10 protein-coding genes are annotated in these 15,478 nt (G+C 61.0%); 2 read left to right on the forward strand and 8 right to left on the reverse strand.

Going from position 1 to position 15,478, the window contains the following annotated elements:
* Positions 1–184: 184 nt before the first annotated feature.
* The 7 genes from AB4N91_RS16010 to AB4N91_RS16040 form a co-directional block, all read right to left on the reverse strand.
* Positions 185–1,714, reverse strand: coding sequence for a DHA2 family efflux MFS transporter permease subunit (locus tag AB4N91_RS16010; protein WP_154504114.1), 1,530 nt, complete (start codon positions 1,712–1,714; stop codon positions 185–187).
* A gap of 127 nt (positions 1,715–1,841) precedes the next feature.
* Entirely contained in the window at positions 1,842–3,044 is a 1,203-nt protein-coding gene (locus AB4N91_RS16015) for an HlyD family secretion protein (RefSeq protein ID WP_221108997.1), read from the reverse strand.
* 15 nt (positions 3,045–3,059) lie between these two features.
* On the reverse strand, positions 3,060–4,529 hold the full coding sequence (locus AB4N91_RS16020; protein WP_460111043.1) for an efflux transporter outer membrane subunit: 1,470 nt from the start codon (positions 4,527–4,529) through the stop codon (positions 3,060–3,062).
* Positions 4,526–4,999: a MarR family winged helix-turn-helix transcriptional regulator gene (locus AB4N91_RS16025; protein WP_010458806.1), complete on the reverse strand. Its 474-nt coding sequence runs from the start codon at positions 4,997–4,999 to the stop codon at positions 4,526–4,528. Before AB4N91_RS16025 ends, AB4N91_RS16020 begins: the two co-directional genes overlap by 4 nt.
* Before the next feature lie 250 nt (positions 5,000–5,249).
* Positions 5,250–8,918 carry a translocation/assembly module TamB domain-containing protein gene (locus AB4N91_RS16030; RefSeq protein WP_460111047.1) on the reverse strand — a complete coding sequence of 1,223 codons (3,669 nt, stop codon included), beginning with the start codon at positions 8,916–8,918 and terminating at the stop codon, positions 5,250–5,252.
* Complete coding sequence (locus tag AB4N91_RS16035) at positions 8,915–10,642, reverse strand: autotransporter assembly complex protein TamA (protein WP_077749765.1); 1,728 nt, start codon at positions 10,640–10,642, stop codon at positions 8,915–8,917. The genes AB4N91_RS16030 and AB4N91_RS16035 overlap by 4 nt, the downstream gene beginning before the upstream one ends.
* A 76-nt stretch (positions 10,643–10,718) precedes the next feature.
* Entirely contained in the window at positions 10,719–11,369 is a 651-nt protein-coding gene (locus AB4N91_RS16040) for a GNAT family N-acetyltransferase (protein ID WP_010458800.1), read from the reverse strand.
* A 331-nt stretch (positions 11,370–11,700) separates the two neighbouring features.
* On the opposite strand from AB4N91_RS16040, the gene xthA reads away from it, so the two are divergent.
* Entirely contained in the window at positions 11,701–12,513 is an 813-nt protein-coding gene (gene xthA, locus AB4N91_RS16045; protein WP_010458795.1) for an exodeoxyribonuclease III, read from the forward strand.
* A 193-nt stretch (positions 12,514–12,706) separates the two neighbouring features.
* On the forward strand, positions 12,707–14,047 hold the full coding sequence (locus AB4N91_RS16050) for a substrate-binding domain-containing protein (RefSeq protein ID WP_172790596.1): 1,341 nt from the start codon (positions 12,707–12,709) through the stop codon (positions 14,045–14,047).
* A gap of 114 nt (positions 14,048–14,161) precedes the next feature.
* On the opposite strand, the gene AB4N91_RS16055 is transcribed toward AB4N91_RS16050, so the two are convergent.
* On the reverse strand, positions 14,162–15,391 hold the full coding sequence (locus AB4N91_RS16055) for an acyl-CoA dehydrogenase (protein WP_010458791.1): 1,230 nt from the start codon (positions 15,389–15,391) through the stop codon (positions 14,162–14,164).
* Positions 15,392–15,478 lie beyond the last annotated feature (87 nt).

Below are 15,478 nucleotides of genomic sequence, written 5' to 3' on the forward strand. Positions count from 1 at the left end.
ACAGGACGCTATCGCGAGCAGGCTCGCTCCCACTTTTTGATCTTCATGAGACGCAAATCCTGTGTCGCCGACAATACCCTGTGGGAGTGAGCCTGCTCGCGATGGCGGATTCACATTCAACACTTTTATTGACTGACCCACCGCTATCGCGAGCAGGCTCGCTCCTACAGGGTTTGTGTTTGGCTTAGTGGCCGGAGGCCGCCGGCCCCGCCTTCGCCGCAAACGGCGGTTTTGCCAGCCACACAATCACGATCAAGCCCATGAATGCCCAACCCAGCAACGTGAAGTAATCCACGGTGGAGAGCATGTACGCCTGACTGGTCAGCACATGATCCAACTGCGCATACGCCGGGTTGCTCGGCCCGCCCAGGGCATTCAGTGCCTCGCGGGTCGCCGGCTCATAAGTGCTGATGCTTTCGCTCATATAGGCATGATGCTGATCCGCCCGACGAATCCAGATCCACGTGGTCAGCGACGCCGCAAAACTGCCGCCCAAGGTCCGCAGGAACGTTGCCAGGCCCGCGCCATCGGCGATCTGGCTCGGTGGCAAGTCGGACATCAGAATGCTCAACGTCGGCATGAAGAACAGTGCCACGCCAATGCCCATGAACAATTGCACCAGCGCGATGTGCTGGAAGTCCACTTCGTTGGTAAACCCGGCGCGCATGAAGCAGCTCAGGCCAATCGCCAGGAACGCCAGTCCGGCCAGCAGCCGCAGGTCGAACTTGTGCGCGTACTTGCCGACAAACGGTGACATCAGCACCGGCAGAATCCCGATTGGCGCCACCGCCAGCCCCGCCCACGTTGCCGTGTAACCCATCTGGGTTTGCAGCCATTGCGGCAGGATCAGGTTGATGCCAAAGAACCCTGCGTAACCCAACACCAACACAATGGTGCCGATGCGGAAGTTGCGATACGCAAACAGCCGCAGATTGACCACCGGGTGCTTGTCGGTCATTTCCCAGATCACGAACACCGCCAGTGCGACCACGGAAATCGCCGCGCCGATGAGGATGAAGTTCGACTCGAACCAGTCCAGATCATTGCCCTTGTCGAGGATCACCTGCAACGCCCCGACGCCGATGATCAAGGTGATCAGCCCGACGTAGTCCATCGGCTGGCGGCTGGTTTCCACCGGACGCGCCTTGAGTTGCTGGCGCACCACCATCACCGCAAAGATGCCGATTGGCACGTTGATAAAGAAGATCCACGGCCAGCTGTAACTGTCGGTAATCCACCCGCCGAGGATCGGGCCGGCAATCGGCGCCACCACCGTGACCATCGCCAGCAATGCCAGGGCCATGCCGCGCTTGGCCGGCGGATAGACCGCTATCAGCAGCGTCTGGGTCATCGGGTACAACGGACCGGCGACCAAGCCTTGCAGCACCCGGAAGCCAATCAGCTCGGGCATCGAGGTCGAGATACCGCAGAGAAACGAGGCCAGCACAAACAGAATCGTCGCCCAGAGAAACAGCTTCACCTCACCAAACCGGCGGCTGAGCCAGCCGGTCAGCGGCAGCGCAATCGCATTGCTCACCGCAAACGAAGTGATCACCCAGGTGCCCTGCTCCGAACTCACGCCCAGGTTGCCGGAAATCGTCGGCAGCGCAACGTTGGCGATGGTGGTGTCGAGCACCTGCATGAAAGTCGCCAGCGACAGGCCGATGGTGCTGAGCAGCAGGCTGGGCGGCGTGAAAGACGCGTTATTGCTCATCGTGAATCCCTTGAAGCTGGGCAGGCGCGGCGCCTTTCAAAGGGCGCCGCTGACCTTGTGGGAGCGAGCTTTTGTGGCGAGGGAGCTTGCTCCCTCGCCACAAATGCTCGCTCCCACAGGGGAGGTATCAGCGCTGAGCGGTTTTACTGGCCGCAGCGCTGTTGTCGTGGATCAACTGAGTGATCATCGCGTCGGCCTCGGCCAACTGACGGTCGTAGACGTTGGTGCTGAAGGACGCCTTTTGCGGCGGCTGTTGCGCCAGCACCGGGCCGCTCTGATCGCGCAGGTTCACATCGACCTGAGTCGACAGGCCGACCCGCAATGGATGCTTGGCCAGTTCTTCGGCGTTGATGTGAATCCGCACCGGCACCCGCTGCACGATCTTGATCCAGTTACCGGTGGCGTTCTGCGCCGGCAGCAAGGCAAACGCGCTGCCGGTACCGGCGCCGAGGCTGTCGATGGTGCCGCTGAACTTCACGTCGCTGCCGTAGAGGTCAGCTTCGATATCCACCGGTTGGCCGATGCGCATGTCACGCAGCTGGGTTTCCTTGAAGTTGGCGTCGATCCACAGCTGATCCAGCGGAATGACCGCCATCAGCGCCGTGCCCGGCTGGACGCGCTGGCCCAGTTGTACCGAGCGTTTGGCCACGTACCCGGTGACCGGCGCGATCAAGGTGCTGCGGGAATTGTTCAAGTAGGCCTGACGCAATTGCGCGGCCGCCGCCATCACGTCCGGGTGCGACGAGACCACGGTGTCATCCACCAAGGCGCTTGTGGTTTTCAGTTGCTGTCTGGCGTTGGCCAAGGCGTTTTGCGCTGAGGTCAGGTCGTCGCGAGCGTGGGACAGCTCTTCCTGGGAAATCGCCCCGCCAGCGGCGAGGTTTTTCCGGCGATTGAAGTTGTCCTGAGCCTTCTGCACTTCCGCCTGCTGGGCGTTGACCTGGGCTTTCATGCCGTCGACGTTGCTGTACAAGCCGCGCACCTGGCGCACGGTGCGGGCCAGGTTGGCCTGGGCACTTTGCAGACCGACTTGGGCATCGTTCGGGTCGAAGTTGATCAGCACCTGGCCTTCATGGACCAGGTCGCCATCATCCGCGCCGATACTGACCACGGTGCCGGTGACCAGCGGGGTGATTTCCACCACGTTGCCGTTCACATAGGCGTCGTCGGTGCTTTCATTCCAGCGCCCGTAGAATTCGTGATATCCCCAGACGGCGACACCGGCGAGGATCACCACGATCGCGAGCACCACCAGCATGACTTTGCGTTTGCGCGGGTTGCTGGTGTCAGGAGTGTTGTCAGGGGTTTGTGTGTGTTCTGCAGTGGCCATGACCAATACCTTGAATTAATTGTGCTGCGTGGCTGGGAGTGCGTTGGCTGCGGTCAGGGTTTCGCCCTGGAAGCCGCCGCCCAGCGCCTGCATCAGTTGGATCGACAGGTCGATCTGCTCGGCATTCAGGTTGGCCAGCTGGCGCTGGGCCTGGAGCAATTGCTGCTCTATGCTGAGCACGTCCAGGTAGTTACCGATGCCGGAACCGTACCGCTGGACCACGGTGTTGTAAGAATCCTGGGCAATGTCGGTGGCGTGTTGCTGCGCCCCGATCTGCCGGCCGATGTCGCGCAACTGGTTGATGGTGTCACTGACATCACCCAAGGCTTTCACCAGGCTTTTGTTGTACTGCGCCACCGCGAGGTCGTAATCGGCGTCGCGGGAATCGAGGTCGGCACGCAAGCGGCCGCCGTCGAAAATCGGCACGGAGACAGTCGGCGCAACGTTAAAGAAACGGCTGGCCGAACCAAACATCGCATCCCCCAGCAACGACTCGGCACCGGCCGCGGCGCTCAGGTTGAGGTTGGGGTAGAACTGGGTCTTGCCGGCGGCGATGTTCTTGCTCGCGGCCTCGACCCGCCAGCGCGCGGCGACCAGGTCTGGACGACGACCGAGCAGCTCGGCCGGCAACACCGACGGCAACGCCACGGCGCTGGCTTGCAGGATCTTCGGCCGGGCGATTTCATTGCCGCGATCCGGGCCTTTGCCGAGCAGCACGGCCAAGGCGATTTTTGCGCTTTGCAGGCGTTTTTCGGCGTCGATCAGGCTCGCTTCGGAGCTGGCTTCCAGGCTTTCGGTTTGCTGGAACTGGTATTGGCTGTCGATCCCCGAGCTCAGGCGGCGCTGGCTCAGTTCAAGCATTTGTTTGGTGCGCTTGAGGTCTTCATTGGCCAGGTCATAGACGATGTGCGCCTGCCCCAAGTCGCTATAGGCGCGGGCGACATCGGCGGACAAGGTCAATTGCGCGGCCTGCTGATCGACTTCGGCCGCACGGGCCTCGCCCAATGCAGCTTCCCAGGCATCCCGCTGACCGCCCCAGAGGTCGAAGTTGTAATTGAAACTGGCGCCGATGTTGCGCACGGTGGAATACGTACCGCCCTGCCCGCTCGGGTCTTGATCTCGTGCCAGGCGCGAACGGCTGACTCCGGCGCTGGCATCGAGGGTCGGCATCCGCGCGGCATCGGCGGCATACGCGGCGGCGCTGGCCTGGTGGGCGCGGGCGTCGGCGATCTGCATGTCGGGGCTGTCGTGCAGGGCTTCGCGGATCAGGCCATCGAGTTGCGGGTCACCGAGGCTTTTCCACCAGTCGCTTTTCGGCCAGGCCGCGGGCGACAGAGTCACGCCGCTGAGGGATTGCCCGGCCTTGAGGTTTTTCGCATCAAGGCTGACGCCTTCGGTGTTCAGGCCGCTGTAACTGGCGCAACCGGCCAGGGTCATGACCGCCAGCACCAGGCTCAGGCCGGCACGCAGCGTTTTACTGCTCATTTGTCACCTACCCGCAGCAAGGTGATCGAGTCACCGGCTGCCACAAGGATTTTCTTGAGGATCTGCTCCAGGGTTTTCAGCTCATCCGGGGTGATCGCGCCGGCCAGTTCATTCATGGCGTCGGCGCCGATCTCCGGCAGACGGTCGGTCAATTGCTGGCCTTGCTCGGTGAGCACCAGTTGCACCTGACGGCGATCCGCTTCGGAACGTTGGCGGGCGAGAAAACCTTTCTGTTCCAGACGGTCGAGCATGCGAGTCATCGAACCGCTGTCCAGCGACAGGTGACGGCACAGCTCGGCCGGGGTATCGACGCCGAACTGGGCCATGATGATCAGCACTTTGAACTGCGCGGCGGTGATGCCGTGGGGCTCCATGTGCGTGTCGATGATCCGGTCCTTGAGCAGCGCAGCGCGCCCGAGCAGGAGGCCGAGATGGCACGTGTGGAATTCGTCTGGGGTGAAGTGTTTCATCTGGCCACCAATTAGCTGCCTAGGCAGAGAATGTATGACGAGATGTTACTGCCTAGGCAGCGAATGTCAACGTAATAGTTAGGAAGCTTTCTATTTAGTCGATAAATGGCTTACGAAAAAAATTGCTTCGGATCGATGACCGCAGCACGCCCATCGCGAGCAGGCTCGCTCCCACAGAGTTCGGTGTGATCTCTGTGGGAGCGAGCCTGCTCGCGATGGCAGCGACTCGGTTTGGGAGAAGACGGGGGTTTTAGAAGTCCCGCTTGTAGAAGATGTCCAGCGAACTGGCCACGCCGCCGGCGGCTTCGAGGTAGACCTTTTTGCTCAGTTTGTAGCGCAAGGCAATGGTGTTGGCCGGCTCGAACACGCCCACGCCATAACGCAGGCTGAGCTTCTCGGAGATATTGCCGCTGGCCACGACGCTGGTGGTATTGCCGCTGCCCTGGGTGTCGAGCTGGAAATCCTGAATCCCCAGGTCGTTGGCCAGTTTGCCGGTCACTCCCGAACTGCCCATCAACCCCAACCCGAGCGCAGCCTGGGCCAGCATGTTGTTGTCTTCACCGTTGGTGCTTAGCGGACGCCCCAGCACCAGATAGGACAACGCCTGCTCCTGACTCATGGCCGGCTCGGAGAAGATCTGCGTGGTCGGCTGCTCGGCGCTGCCGCTGAGGCGGATACCGGCGATCACGTCGTCGGTCCGGCGAATGGCTTCGATGTCCAGGTACGGCTGGTCAATCGGGCCGGCGAACAGCAGCCGCGCACGGCGCACCGTCAGCCGCTGACCGTACGCCCGGTAACGCCCGTCGTTGAGCCAGAGTTCGCCTCGGGTGTCCATGTTGTCGCCAATGTGCACATGCCCTTGCAGGTTGGCGGTCAGGCCAAACCCGGCGAAGCTGAGTTTGTCCTCACCCACCACCACGTCGATGTCCATTTTCATGGCCAGCGGCGGTTTGCCCTCTTCGGTCTGCTGGCCGACGATCACCGTGTCATCGGAAACCTTGACCGTCGACGGCGGCAACTCGCGCACGGTGATTTCACCCTTGGGCACCCGCACTTTGCCGGCGATCGCCAGTTGCTCGTCTTTTATCGAGATCTTCAGGTCCGGCGCCACTTCGAGCTTGGCATAGGGTTCGACGGTGACGGGCAATTGCGTGCCCTTGAGCGTCAGGTCCACCACCAGCGCCTGGCCCCAGGCGATGTGGCCGTTGAGACTGCCCTGCCCGGCCTTGCCGCTTTTCCAGCCGCCGTTCAACTGCACCGTTTCGCCGGCGATCTGCGCTTGAAGCTGCAAGCCCTGCAACTCCATCGGCAATTCAGGCCCGGACACTTCGCCATCGCTGAGCAGCAGATTGCCGTTCACCTGCGGTGCCAGCAGATCGCCGGACAGCGTGCCGCTGCCGTTCAAGCGCCCGGTGAGTTTCTCGACCATTGGCACAAATGGCCGCGCCACCGACAGATCCAGGCCACTGAGACGGAACGAGCCGGTGAGCGGTTTGTTTTTCAGCAGCGGATTGATCTGCGCCTGCACCCTCAGTTCGCCGAGCTTGCCGCCGACGAAATTGAGGTCGGTGTCGATGCGTTTGGGCGTGAGTTTGCTGGTGAGCTTCAGGGTCTGGTACGGGAAGTCCAGCCACTGATCCTTTTCCTTGATGCGCAACGTACCGCCGCTGGCATCGACGCTGATCTGGCCGTTTGGGCCGCTGGCCGGCAGGTCCAGTTGCAGGTCGGCATTGAGCCGGCCCTTCCAGGCGAAATCTTTCGGCAACCATTGCGCGAGGCTTTCGATCGGGAATTGCTTGAGGTGATAACGCAGCTTCGGTTCCGGCATCAGGCGCTGGTCTTCGCCACACAGACTGGCGGGGCCGGACATCCAGCAATGGGCGCCGAAGTTGATCTTGCCGTCCGCCAGCCGTTCAAGTTTCGCCGGGCCTTGCAGCTTCCAGTCCTGACCGCCGGCCTGGATATCACCGCTGGCCAGGCGTCCGCGCCAATTGCCCTTGTCCAGATTACCGTCCAGCCCGAGCGCCAGTTTCAGCTTCGGCCCTTGCAGATCGAGGGTGAGTTTCTGGTTCTTGATATCGCCCTGGCCGCTGGCGGTCAGCGTGCCCAGCGAGGTGTCGCCGGCCTGGATGCCGCTGCCTTTGAGGTCGATTTTCGCCCGCTGCGCGCCATCGAGGGTCGCGTCCAGGTTCAGGCTTTGCAGGCGATTATCTTCGAAAGCCAGCTGCGTGCCTTGCAGCCCGAGCTTGCCTTGCGGTGCCTTGAGCGTGCCGGCGACATCAATGCGCCCGTTGAGCTGTCCGCGCAGTTGCGGCCAGAGTTGGGCCAGACGTGGCAGCTTGATGTCGATCTGCCCGGCGAGCTTCTGTTGCAGACTGCCCTTGCCGGTGATGCTGTTGTCACCGAGGCGGATTTGCAGCGCATTGAGGTTCCATTGTTCACCGCCGCCGTCGGCCTTGGCCTGGATCACCGCCGGTTGGCCGCGCAGTTTGCCTTTGAGGTCGAGGTCGGCGTCCAGGCTGAGTTTTTCATTCTTCATCTCGCCTTTGCTGCGCAACGGTCCGGCCAACGTACCCGGTAACTCCGCGACCCAATACGCCGGGTTGATCGCCGACAGATCGAGCGCGGTGTCCCAGCCGATGCCATCGGCAAACTGCAGGTTCAGATGCCCGATGGCTTTGCCCTGCCCGGCTTCGAGTTGAATCTGTTGCAGATAGATTTTCGTCAGGTCGCCGCTGAACGGGCTTTCGAGGCTGAACGCACCTGCCGGGCCATCGAGGGCTGATTTGAAGTGACCGATGTATTTTCCGTCGGTGTAGGAGACTTCACCGTTGAAGCGGCGCAACGCCACTTCTGGCTCGTCGATCAACGGATAGAGACGGTGCCACGGGAAATCCAGCCAGTCGATCTTCGCGTCGGCGCTCAGGCCTTTGCTCCAGTCGAGGTTGCCGGTGAGCTTGAGTGATTGCTTGTCGTTGGCCGTCAGGTCGAGGGCAGCAATCTGCGCGCCGCTGGCATCGACCTTGCCTTGCAGCACCAGCGCCACCGGGCCTTTTTCAGCGGGCAGCGTGGCTTTGCCGAGCAACTGGTAACCGTTTTTCAGGTCGCCGTCACCGGTGAGCTCGAGTTGATTGAGTTGCAAGGTGTCCGGCAGGTCGGCGCTGGGTTTGAAGCCGTCGGCGGTGATCCGTACTTTGGCCGGAAGGTTGTCGACCAACGGTTGCAGCTCGCCGGTCAGTTGGCCATTCAAGTAACCGCTGCTGTCGGCTTTCAGGTTCAGGGTTTTCAGCAGGTCGCCGTCCACCTTCAACGCCAGGCTCCAAGGCTCGGGGGCCGGCAGGGTCAACGTACCTTCAGCCTTGAGCGGCCAGTTTCCGTTGGGTTGCAGCAGGCCGGACAGATTCAGGCTGAGTTCGTCACGCTGCAACTTCACCGAATCGATCTGCAAGCCTTGCACCGTCCAGTGCGCGGCCAGCTGCAGGCCTTTGAGTTCTTCGCTGCCGTTGAACAGCAGACTGCCGACTTGCACATCACCCAATTCGATCGCCAGGGGCAAATCCAGATCCGGGAGCGTGATTGGCCCGCCGCTGTCTTCTTCGTTGCCCGGCGGGAATTGCAGGCTGACCTGATCGGCCTTCAATTGCTCGATGCACAAGGTCATGCGCATCAGGCACAACGGCGACCAGGCGAAGATCGGTTTGCTCAGCTCAACCCGACGGGTGTCCTGCTGCCACACCAGATGATCGGCACTCCACTGCCCGCCCAATCGGCCCTGGAAATTCTCCACGGTCAGGCCCGGCACCCAGCCGAGCGCCCAGCGACTGCCCGCCGCAGTGCCCAGCACCGTGGTCACGGCCAGAACGACCAGCATCAGCAGCGCCGGAATCGCCAGCAGCGTTATTTTCAAACCACGCTTCACAGCTCGGGCCCCATGGAAAAGTGCAGTCGAATGCCGCCGTCGTCGTCCATCGCGTGGGCCAGGTCGAGACGAATCGGCCCCACCGGGGACACCCAGCGCACGCCGATGCCCACGCCGGTCTTGAGGTTCGGCAGTTCGAGTGTATTGAAGGAGTTGCCCTGGTCAACGAAGGTTGCGACCCGCCATTTTTCGGCGACAGAGTACTGATATTCGACGCTGCCGGTGATCATGTAGCGGCCACCGATGCGGTCGCCGTCAGAGTTTTCCGGGGACAGGCTTTGATAGTCATAGCCGCGCACGCTCTGATCGCCACCGGCAAAAAAGCGCAACGACGGCGGTATCGATTTGTAGCCGTTGGTGGCGCTGCCGCCGACCTGAACCCGACCGAGGAAACGGTGTTTATCGAAGACCGTGGTCAAGCCTTTGACCAGCGCCGTGCCGTAGATCAGGTTGTTGTCGGACCCCAAGCCTTCCTTCGCCACTTTGCTCTCGAATTCCAGGCGATAGCCATTGTGCGGGTCGATGCGGTTGTCGCTTTTCAGGTAGGAATAACTGACGCCGGGCATCAGCAGGGTACTGAGTCCGGAGTCATCCCCGAGCCGGTATTCCTCGCGTTGCCACTTGAGCGACACCACGCGCTGCCAGCCACTGGGCAACTTGCTGTGCCATTCGGGGCCAACCGTCAGGAGTTTGCTCAGGGAGTCCTTGTCGGCGATTTCTTCGTTTTGATAACCGCCGGCAAAACGCAATTTGTCGGTCAGCGGCGGGTCCAGGGGGATGTCGTAGAACACCCCGACGTTCTGCCGTGGCGCCGATATTTCGGTCTCCCAGCCATAGCTGTGCCCTTGCGGGTTGACCCAGTGCCGGGTCCAGTTGGCCTTGACCCGGGGGCCGACGTCGGTGGAATAACCCAGCCCCAGGCCCATGGTCCGTGGTTTGCGGGTTTCGAGTTTGACGTCGACCGGGATCACATCGTTCTTGGACGCCGTCGGCGCCGCGTCCACCCGCACGCTTTCGAAATAGCCGCTCGATTGCATCGCCTGATTGAGTTCGGCAATCAGTTCAGAGTCATAGGGTGCGCCTTCCTTGAACGGCACCATGCGCCGCAACAAGTCTTCGTCGAACGGCGTGTCTCCCTCGAAACTGACCTTGCCCAGGGCATAACGCGGGCCGCTGTCATAGACGAGGTCGATGTCGGCGACACCGGCGCGTGGGTCCACCGACAACGTCTGATGCGTGAAGTGGCCGCTGAAGAAACCATAACGCGAGGCCTGATTCTGGATCAGTTTCTTGGCGTCTTCATAACGGCCATGGTTCAGCACCGCGCCGGTTTTCAGCGCAGCGCTTTTGGGGACACGAAAGGATTTGAGCGAGGCCGCCGGGCCGTCGACGCGAATCGTGACATTGCGCAAATGCACCGGCTCGCCAGGATCGATGTTGAGGATCAGGCGCGGCGTCTCGCCGCCCTTCACGTCGCTGTCGATCTGCGGCTGGTAATACCCCAACGCCTGGGCGGCCTTGCGCGCCTGTTCCTCGGCGCCACGACTGAAGCGCAGCAAGGCTTCTTCGTCACGATCGCCGAGGCTGCCGATATAGCCCTCTATATTGGCTTTCAGTTCATCGTTGGACGGTTTGATCCGCACATCCAATTCACTTTGCGCCAGTGCCGCGCAGCTGGTGAACAGCATCAGCACGCCACTGGTAATTCTTCCTGGAAACTTCATAGGCGCGGATGCTATCACGAGCTTGGGAGCGTGATAGAGCCTGGCATGCAGTGAAAGTTCTACCGAAAGTTTACGTTTATGCCGTTGCTGTTTGTAACACCTGGGGATTGGCGTGGAAAAATACGTGTTCGCGGATCGGTCCTACCGCTACCTCGCCGATTTCCTCGTAGCCCTGACGCTTATAGAACTCCAGATAACGAGGATTCCCGGTGTCCAGAATCACACCCTGGGAGGTTTCATCCACGGCACACCAGTTATGCACCGCTTGCAGCAGTTGCTCGCCGAAGTGTTTGCCCTGGAACTGCGGGTGAATCCCCAGCAACGGCAGGACATGCACCGAGTCGGACGGCACACAAGCGGCAACGGCAGCGTGGTAATCGAGGTAACGACGGGTACAACGGAAACCGGCGCTGAGCACCATGCGCAGGCGCCAGGCCCAACTCTCGGTGATGCCCAATCGACGTTGCGGTGGAGCGATCAGGGCGATGCCGATCAGGCGGTCGTTGACCAGCAGGCCGATGGCCGGCAGATCCTGAAGAAAGTGTTGTTTGACCAGTTCCCGCACGGTCGCTCGCACACGATGCTCATAGCCGGGACGTTCGGCCTCGAACAAATAGCCGAAGGTCGGTTCGTGCCGGTAAGCGTGGTAAAGCAGGGAGCGCGCTTCGTGGGCATAGCCGCTGTCGAGCATGTGGATATCGGCAATGGCGGTCGAGGTTTCGGGCATAACGGTAGATCTCCCCGGGGCGCTGCTCAAAATGGCGGCGCTCTTATTGGTACGAGCCTTTGGGTGGCAATACAGTTCCCCCACAGGTATAGACCAAGGCGGGCTCTTCATCGACTGGACGGGCCTGATCGCGGGCAAGCCACGCTCCCACAGGTTCTGTGGCGTACACAAAATCTGTGTCCGCTCGAAACCTTGCAGGAGCGTGGCTTGCCCGCGATGAGGCCCTGACTGCCAATACAGATCTGACAGAACACAGTGAATCCCCTCACCCCAACACTGGCCCGATTCCCATAGGTCAGCTAGCATCGCCCTTTTGCCAGGACTGCCGACCATGAAGATCGTCTCCTTCAACATCAACGGGCTGCGCGCTCGCCCGCATCAGCTGGCGGCGCTGATCGACAAGCACCAGCCCGACGTGATCGGGCTGCAGGAAACCAAGGTTCACGACGACCAGTTCCCGCTGGCCGAGGTACAGGCGCTGGGTTATCACGTGTATTTCCACGGGCAGAAAGGCCATTACGGCGTCGCCCTGCTCTCGCGTAAAGAACCGATTGCCCTGCATAAAGGCTTCGCCACCGACGACGAAGAGGCCCAACGACGCTTCATCTGGGGCACGTTCGCCGACGCCAATGGCGTGCCGGTGACCATCATGAACGGCTATTTCCCACAGGGCGAAAGCCGCGATCACCCCACCAAGTTCCCGGCCAAGGAGCGTTTCTACGGCGACCTGCAGCAGTTGCTGGAAAGCCAGTTCAGCAATGAACAGCCGGTGGTGGTGATGGGCGACGTGAACATTTCTCCGGAAGACTGCGACATCGGCATCGGCCCGGACAACATGAAACGCTGGCTGAAAACCGGAAAATGCAGCTTTCTGCCGGAAGAACGCGAGTGGATGGCCCGCTTGAAGAACTGGGGCCTGGTCGACAGTTTCCGTCACTTGAACCCGGACGTGGCCGACCGTTTCAGCTGGTTCGACTACCGCAGCCGCGGTTTTGAAGACGAACCCAAGCGCGGGCTGCGGATTGACCTGATCATGGCGTCCCATGGGTTGTTGCCGCGCGTCAAGGATGCGGGAGTGGACTACGAACTGCGTGGGATGGAAAAACCATCGGATCATGCGCCGATCTGGCTTGAGTTGAGCTGATTCCCCCAGGCTTTACACAGATCAAATTGTGGGAGCGAGCCTGCTCGCGATAGCGGACTTACATTCAATACAAGTGTTGACTGTTAAGCCCTCATCGCGAGCAGGCTCGCTCCCACACCTAGTGACTGTCATCTTTTAGAAATCTAACTGACTTATTCTCCCGGCACTTCCTTTGGCCAAACAAGGTGCCGGCATGACGCTGTGCAGATCGTTCCTGTTGATGCTGTGTGCCTGTTTGCCCTTCACCACCTCAGCGGGCGATCTGCCGACGCCCGAAAACAGCCCCGTCCTGCGCATCCAGGGTTCCAACACCATCGGCGCCGCGTTGGGGCCGGCGCTGGTCGAAGGACTGATGCGCGAACAAGGCTTGCTCAAGGTCCGCAGTGAAGTCCCGGACAAAGCCAACGAACAACGTATCGTCGGCGAAACGGTTCAGGGACGACGGGTGATAGTGGACGTCGCGGCTCATGGTTCCAGCACCGGGTTCAGCGCCCTCAAAACCGCATCCGCCGACCTCGCCGCCTCGTCACGCCCGATCAAGGACAGCGAACGAGTCGAGCTCAAAACCCTGGGCGACTTCAAAAGCCCCGGTGCCGAACAAGTCATCGCCATCGATGGCCTGGCGATCATCCTCCATCCGCAAAATCCGCTGAACCAGCTCAGCACCGACCAATTGGCGCGAATTTTCAGCGGTGAGGCAAAAACCTGGGAAGAGCTCGGTGGCAGCGGCGGGACAATTCACCTGTATGCGCGGGATGACCAATCGGGCACCTACGACACCTTCAAGGAATTGGTTCTCAGCCGCCGCGGGAAAACGCTCAACAGCGCCGCGAAACGCTTCGAATCCAGCGAGCAATTGTCCGACGCCGTCAGTCTGGATCGGCAAGGCATCGGTTTTATCGGTTTGCCCTACGTGCGCCAGGCCAAAGCCGTGGCGATTGCCGATGGCCAATCCCAGGCCATGCTGCCGCTCAACAACCTTATTGCCACGGAAGACTATCCGCTGTCCCGGCGACTGTTCTTTTACCTGCCGCCCACCGGGAAAAATCCTTGGGCACAAGCGCTGGTGGCGTTCGCGCAAAGCAGCAAAGGGCAGGAAATCGTCGCAGCCAATGGTTTTATCGCGCAGACCGTCCAGGCCATGACGGTTACGCCGAATGCACTGATGCCCGAGGGATATCAGGCGCTAAGTCGCCACGCCCAGCGGCTGTCGGTGAATTTCCGTTTCGAGGAAGGCAGCGCGACGCTGGACAACAAGGCCCGACAAGACTTGTCGCGGGTGCTCGACTATATAAAGCAGCACGATAAAACCAATCGGCAGGTGACGCTGGTGGGATTTGGTGATGCCAAGAGCGATCCGGCGCGTGCCGATCTGTTATCGAAACTGCGGGCCATGGCGGTGCGGCGGGAACTGGTGAAAAGCGGCGTGGTGTTTCGCGAGATCCGCGGCTTTGGCGCCGAAATGCCGGTGGCGGCGAATAGCGCGGATGAGGGGCGGATCAAGAATCGGCGGGTTGAGGTTTGGGTGTATTGAGTCAGATGTTGCTGTGTTGAATGGGTCGACGCCTTCGCGGGCAAACCTCGCTACCACAGAGAATAGTGATCCCTGTAGGAGCGGGGCTTGCCCGCGAAGAACGATGACGCTGTTTTACTGCCCGCTACGCATCATCTCTTTCGGCACATACTTGCCGATCTCGAACTTGCCGATTGCCGCGCGGTGCACTTCGTCCGGGCCATCGGCCAGGCGCAGAGTGCGTTGCATCGCATACATATAGGCCAGCGGGAAATCGTTGGAAACCCCTGCCCCGCCATGCATCTGGATGGCCCGATCGATCACCCGCAGGGCCACGTTCGGCGCGACGACTTTGATCTGCGCGATCTCGCTCTTCGCCACCTTGTTACCGACGGTGTCCATCATGTACGCCGCTTTCAATGTCAGCAGGCGTGCCATGTCGATTTCCATCCGCGAGTCGGCGATCTTGTCGATGTTGCCGCCCAGGCGTGCCAACGGTTTACCGAACGCGGTGCGGCTCACTGCACGTTTGCACATCAACTCCAGCGCACGCTCGGCCATGCCGATCGAGCGCATGCAGTGGTGAATCCGGCCAGGGCCAAGGCGACCCTGGGCGATTTCGAAGCCGCGTCCCTCGCCCAGCAGGACGTTTTCATACGGCACGCGAACGTTTTCAAACAGCACTTCGGCGTGGCCGTGAGGCGCGTCGTCGTAGCCGAACACCGGCAACGGACGAACGATCTTCACACCCGGGGCATCCACCGGCACCAGAATCATCGAGTGCTGGGCGTGGCGTGGCGCGTCAGGATTGCTCAGGCCCATGAAGATCAGAATCTTGCAGCGCGGGTCGCAGGCGCCTGAGGTCCACCACTTTTTACCGTTGATCACCCACTCGTCGCCGTCACGCACAGCGCGGGCAGCCATGTTGGTGGCGTCGGATGAAGCAACGTCCGGTTCGGTCATGGCGAACGCCGAGCGGATCTCGCCGCGCAGCAGCGGTTCGAGCCAGCGTTGTTTCTGTTCTTCGTTGGCGTAACGCACCAGCACTTCCATGTTGCCGGTGTCCGGTGCGGAGCAGTTGAAGGGCTCAGGACCGAGCAGCGAGCGGCCCATGATTTCCGCCAATGGCGCGTATTCGAGGTTGGTCAGGCCGGCACCGAGTTCGGACTCAGGCAGAAACAGATTCCACAACCCTTCGGCCTTTGCCTTGAGTTTGAGCTCTTCCATGATCGCGGTCGGCTGCCAGCGATCGCCTTCGGCGACCTGGCGCTCGAACACGGCTTCGGCGGGATAAACGTAAGTGTCCATGAACGCGGTCACGCGCTCACGCAGTTCCTGAACCTTGGGCGAATAAGCGAAATCCATGAGCAATTACCTTCTTGGGCAGAGGTTGTTTTAGGTCATGCATCGATGCTAGAACAGCGTTGATAATTTACCTAGCCTATTCTCGGC

This window comes from Pseudomonas sp. H3_D04 (assembly GCF_054669175.1).

Coding starts and splice junctions, on each gene's coding strand:
- AB4N91_RS16010 (WP_154504114.1), bottom strand. CDS start 1,714: ATGAGCAATAACGCGTCTTTCACGCCGCCCAGCCTGCTGCTCAGCACC.
- xthA (WP_010458795.1), top strand. CDS start 11,701: ATGAAGATCGTCTCCTTCAACATCAACGGGCTGCGCGCTCGCCCGCAT.
- AB4N91_RS16025 (WP_010458806.1), bottom strand. CDS start 4,999: ATGAAACACTTCACCCCAGACGAATTCCACACGTGCCATCTCGGCCTC.
- AB4N91_RS16015 (WP_221108997.1), bottom strand. CDS start 3,044: ATGGCCACTGCAGAACACACACAAACCCCTGACAACACTCCTGACACC.
- AB4N91_RS16040 (WP_010458800.1), bottom strand. CDS start 11,369: ATGCCCGAAACCTCGACCGCCATTGCCGATATCCACATGCTCGACAGC.
- AB4N91_RS16020 (WP_460111043.1), bottom strand. CDS start 4,529: ATGAGCAGTAAAACGCTGCGTGCCGGCCTGAGCCTGGTGCTGGCGGTC.
- AB4N91_RS16055 (WP_010458791.1), bottom strand. CDS start 15,391: ATGGATTTCGCTTATTCGCCCAAGGTTCAGGAACTGCGTGAGCGCGTG.
- AB4N91_RS16035 (WP_077749765.1), bottom strand. CDS start 10,642: ATGAAGTTTCCAGGAAGAATTACCAGTGGCGTGCTGATGCTGTTCACC.
- AB4N91_RS16050 (WP_172790596.1), top strand. CDS start 12,707: ATGACGCTGTGCAGATCGTTCCTGTTGATGCTGTGTGCCTGTTTGCCC.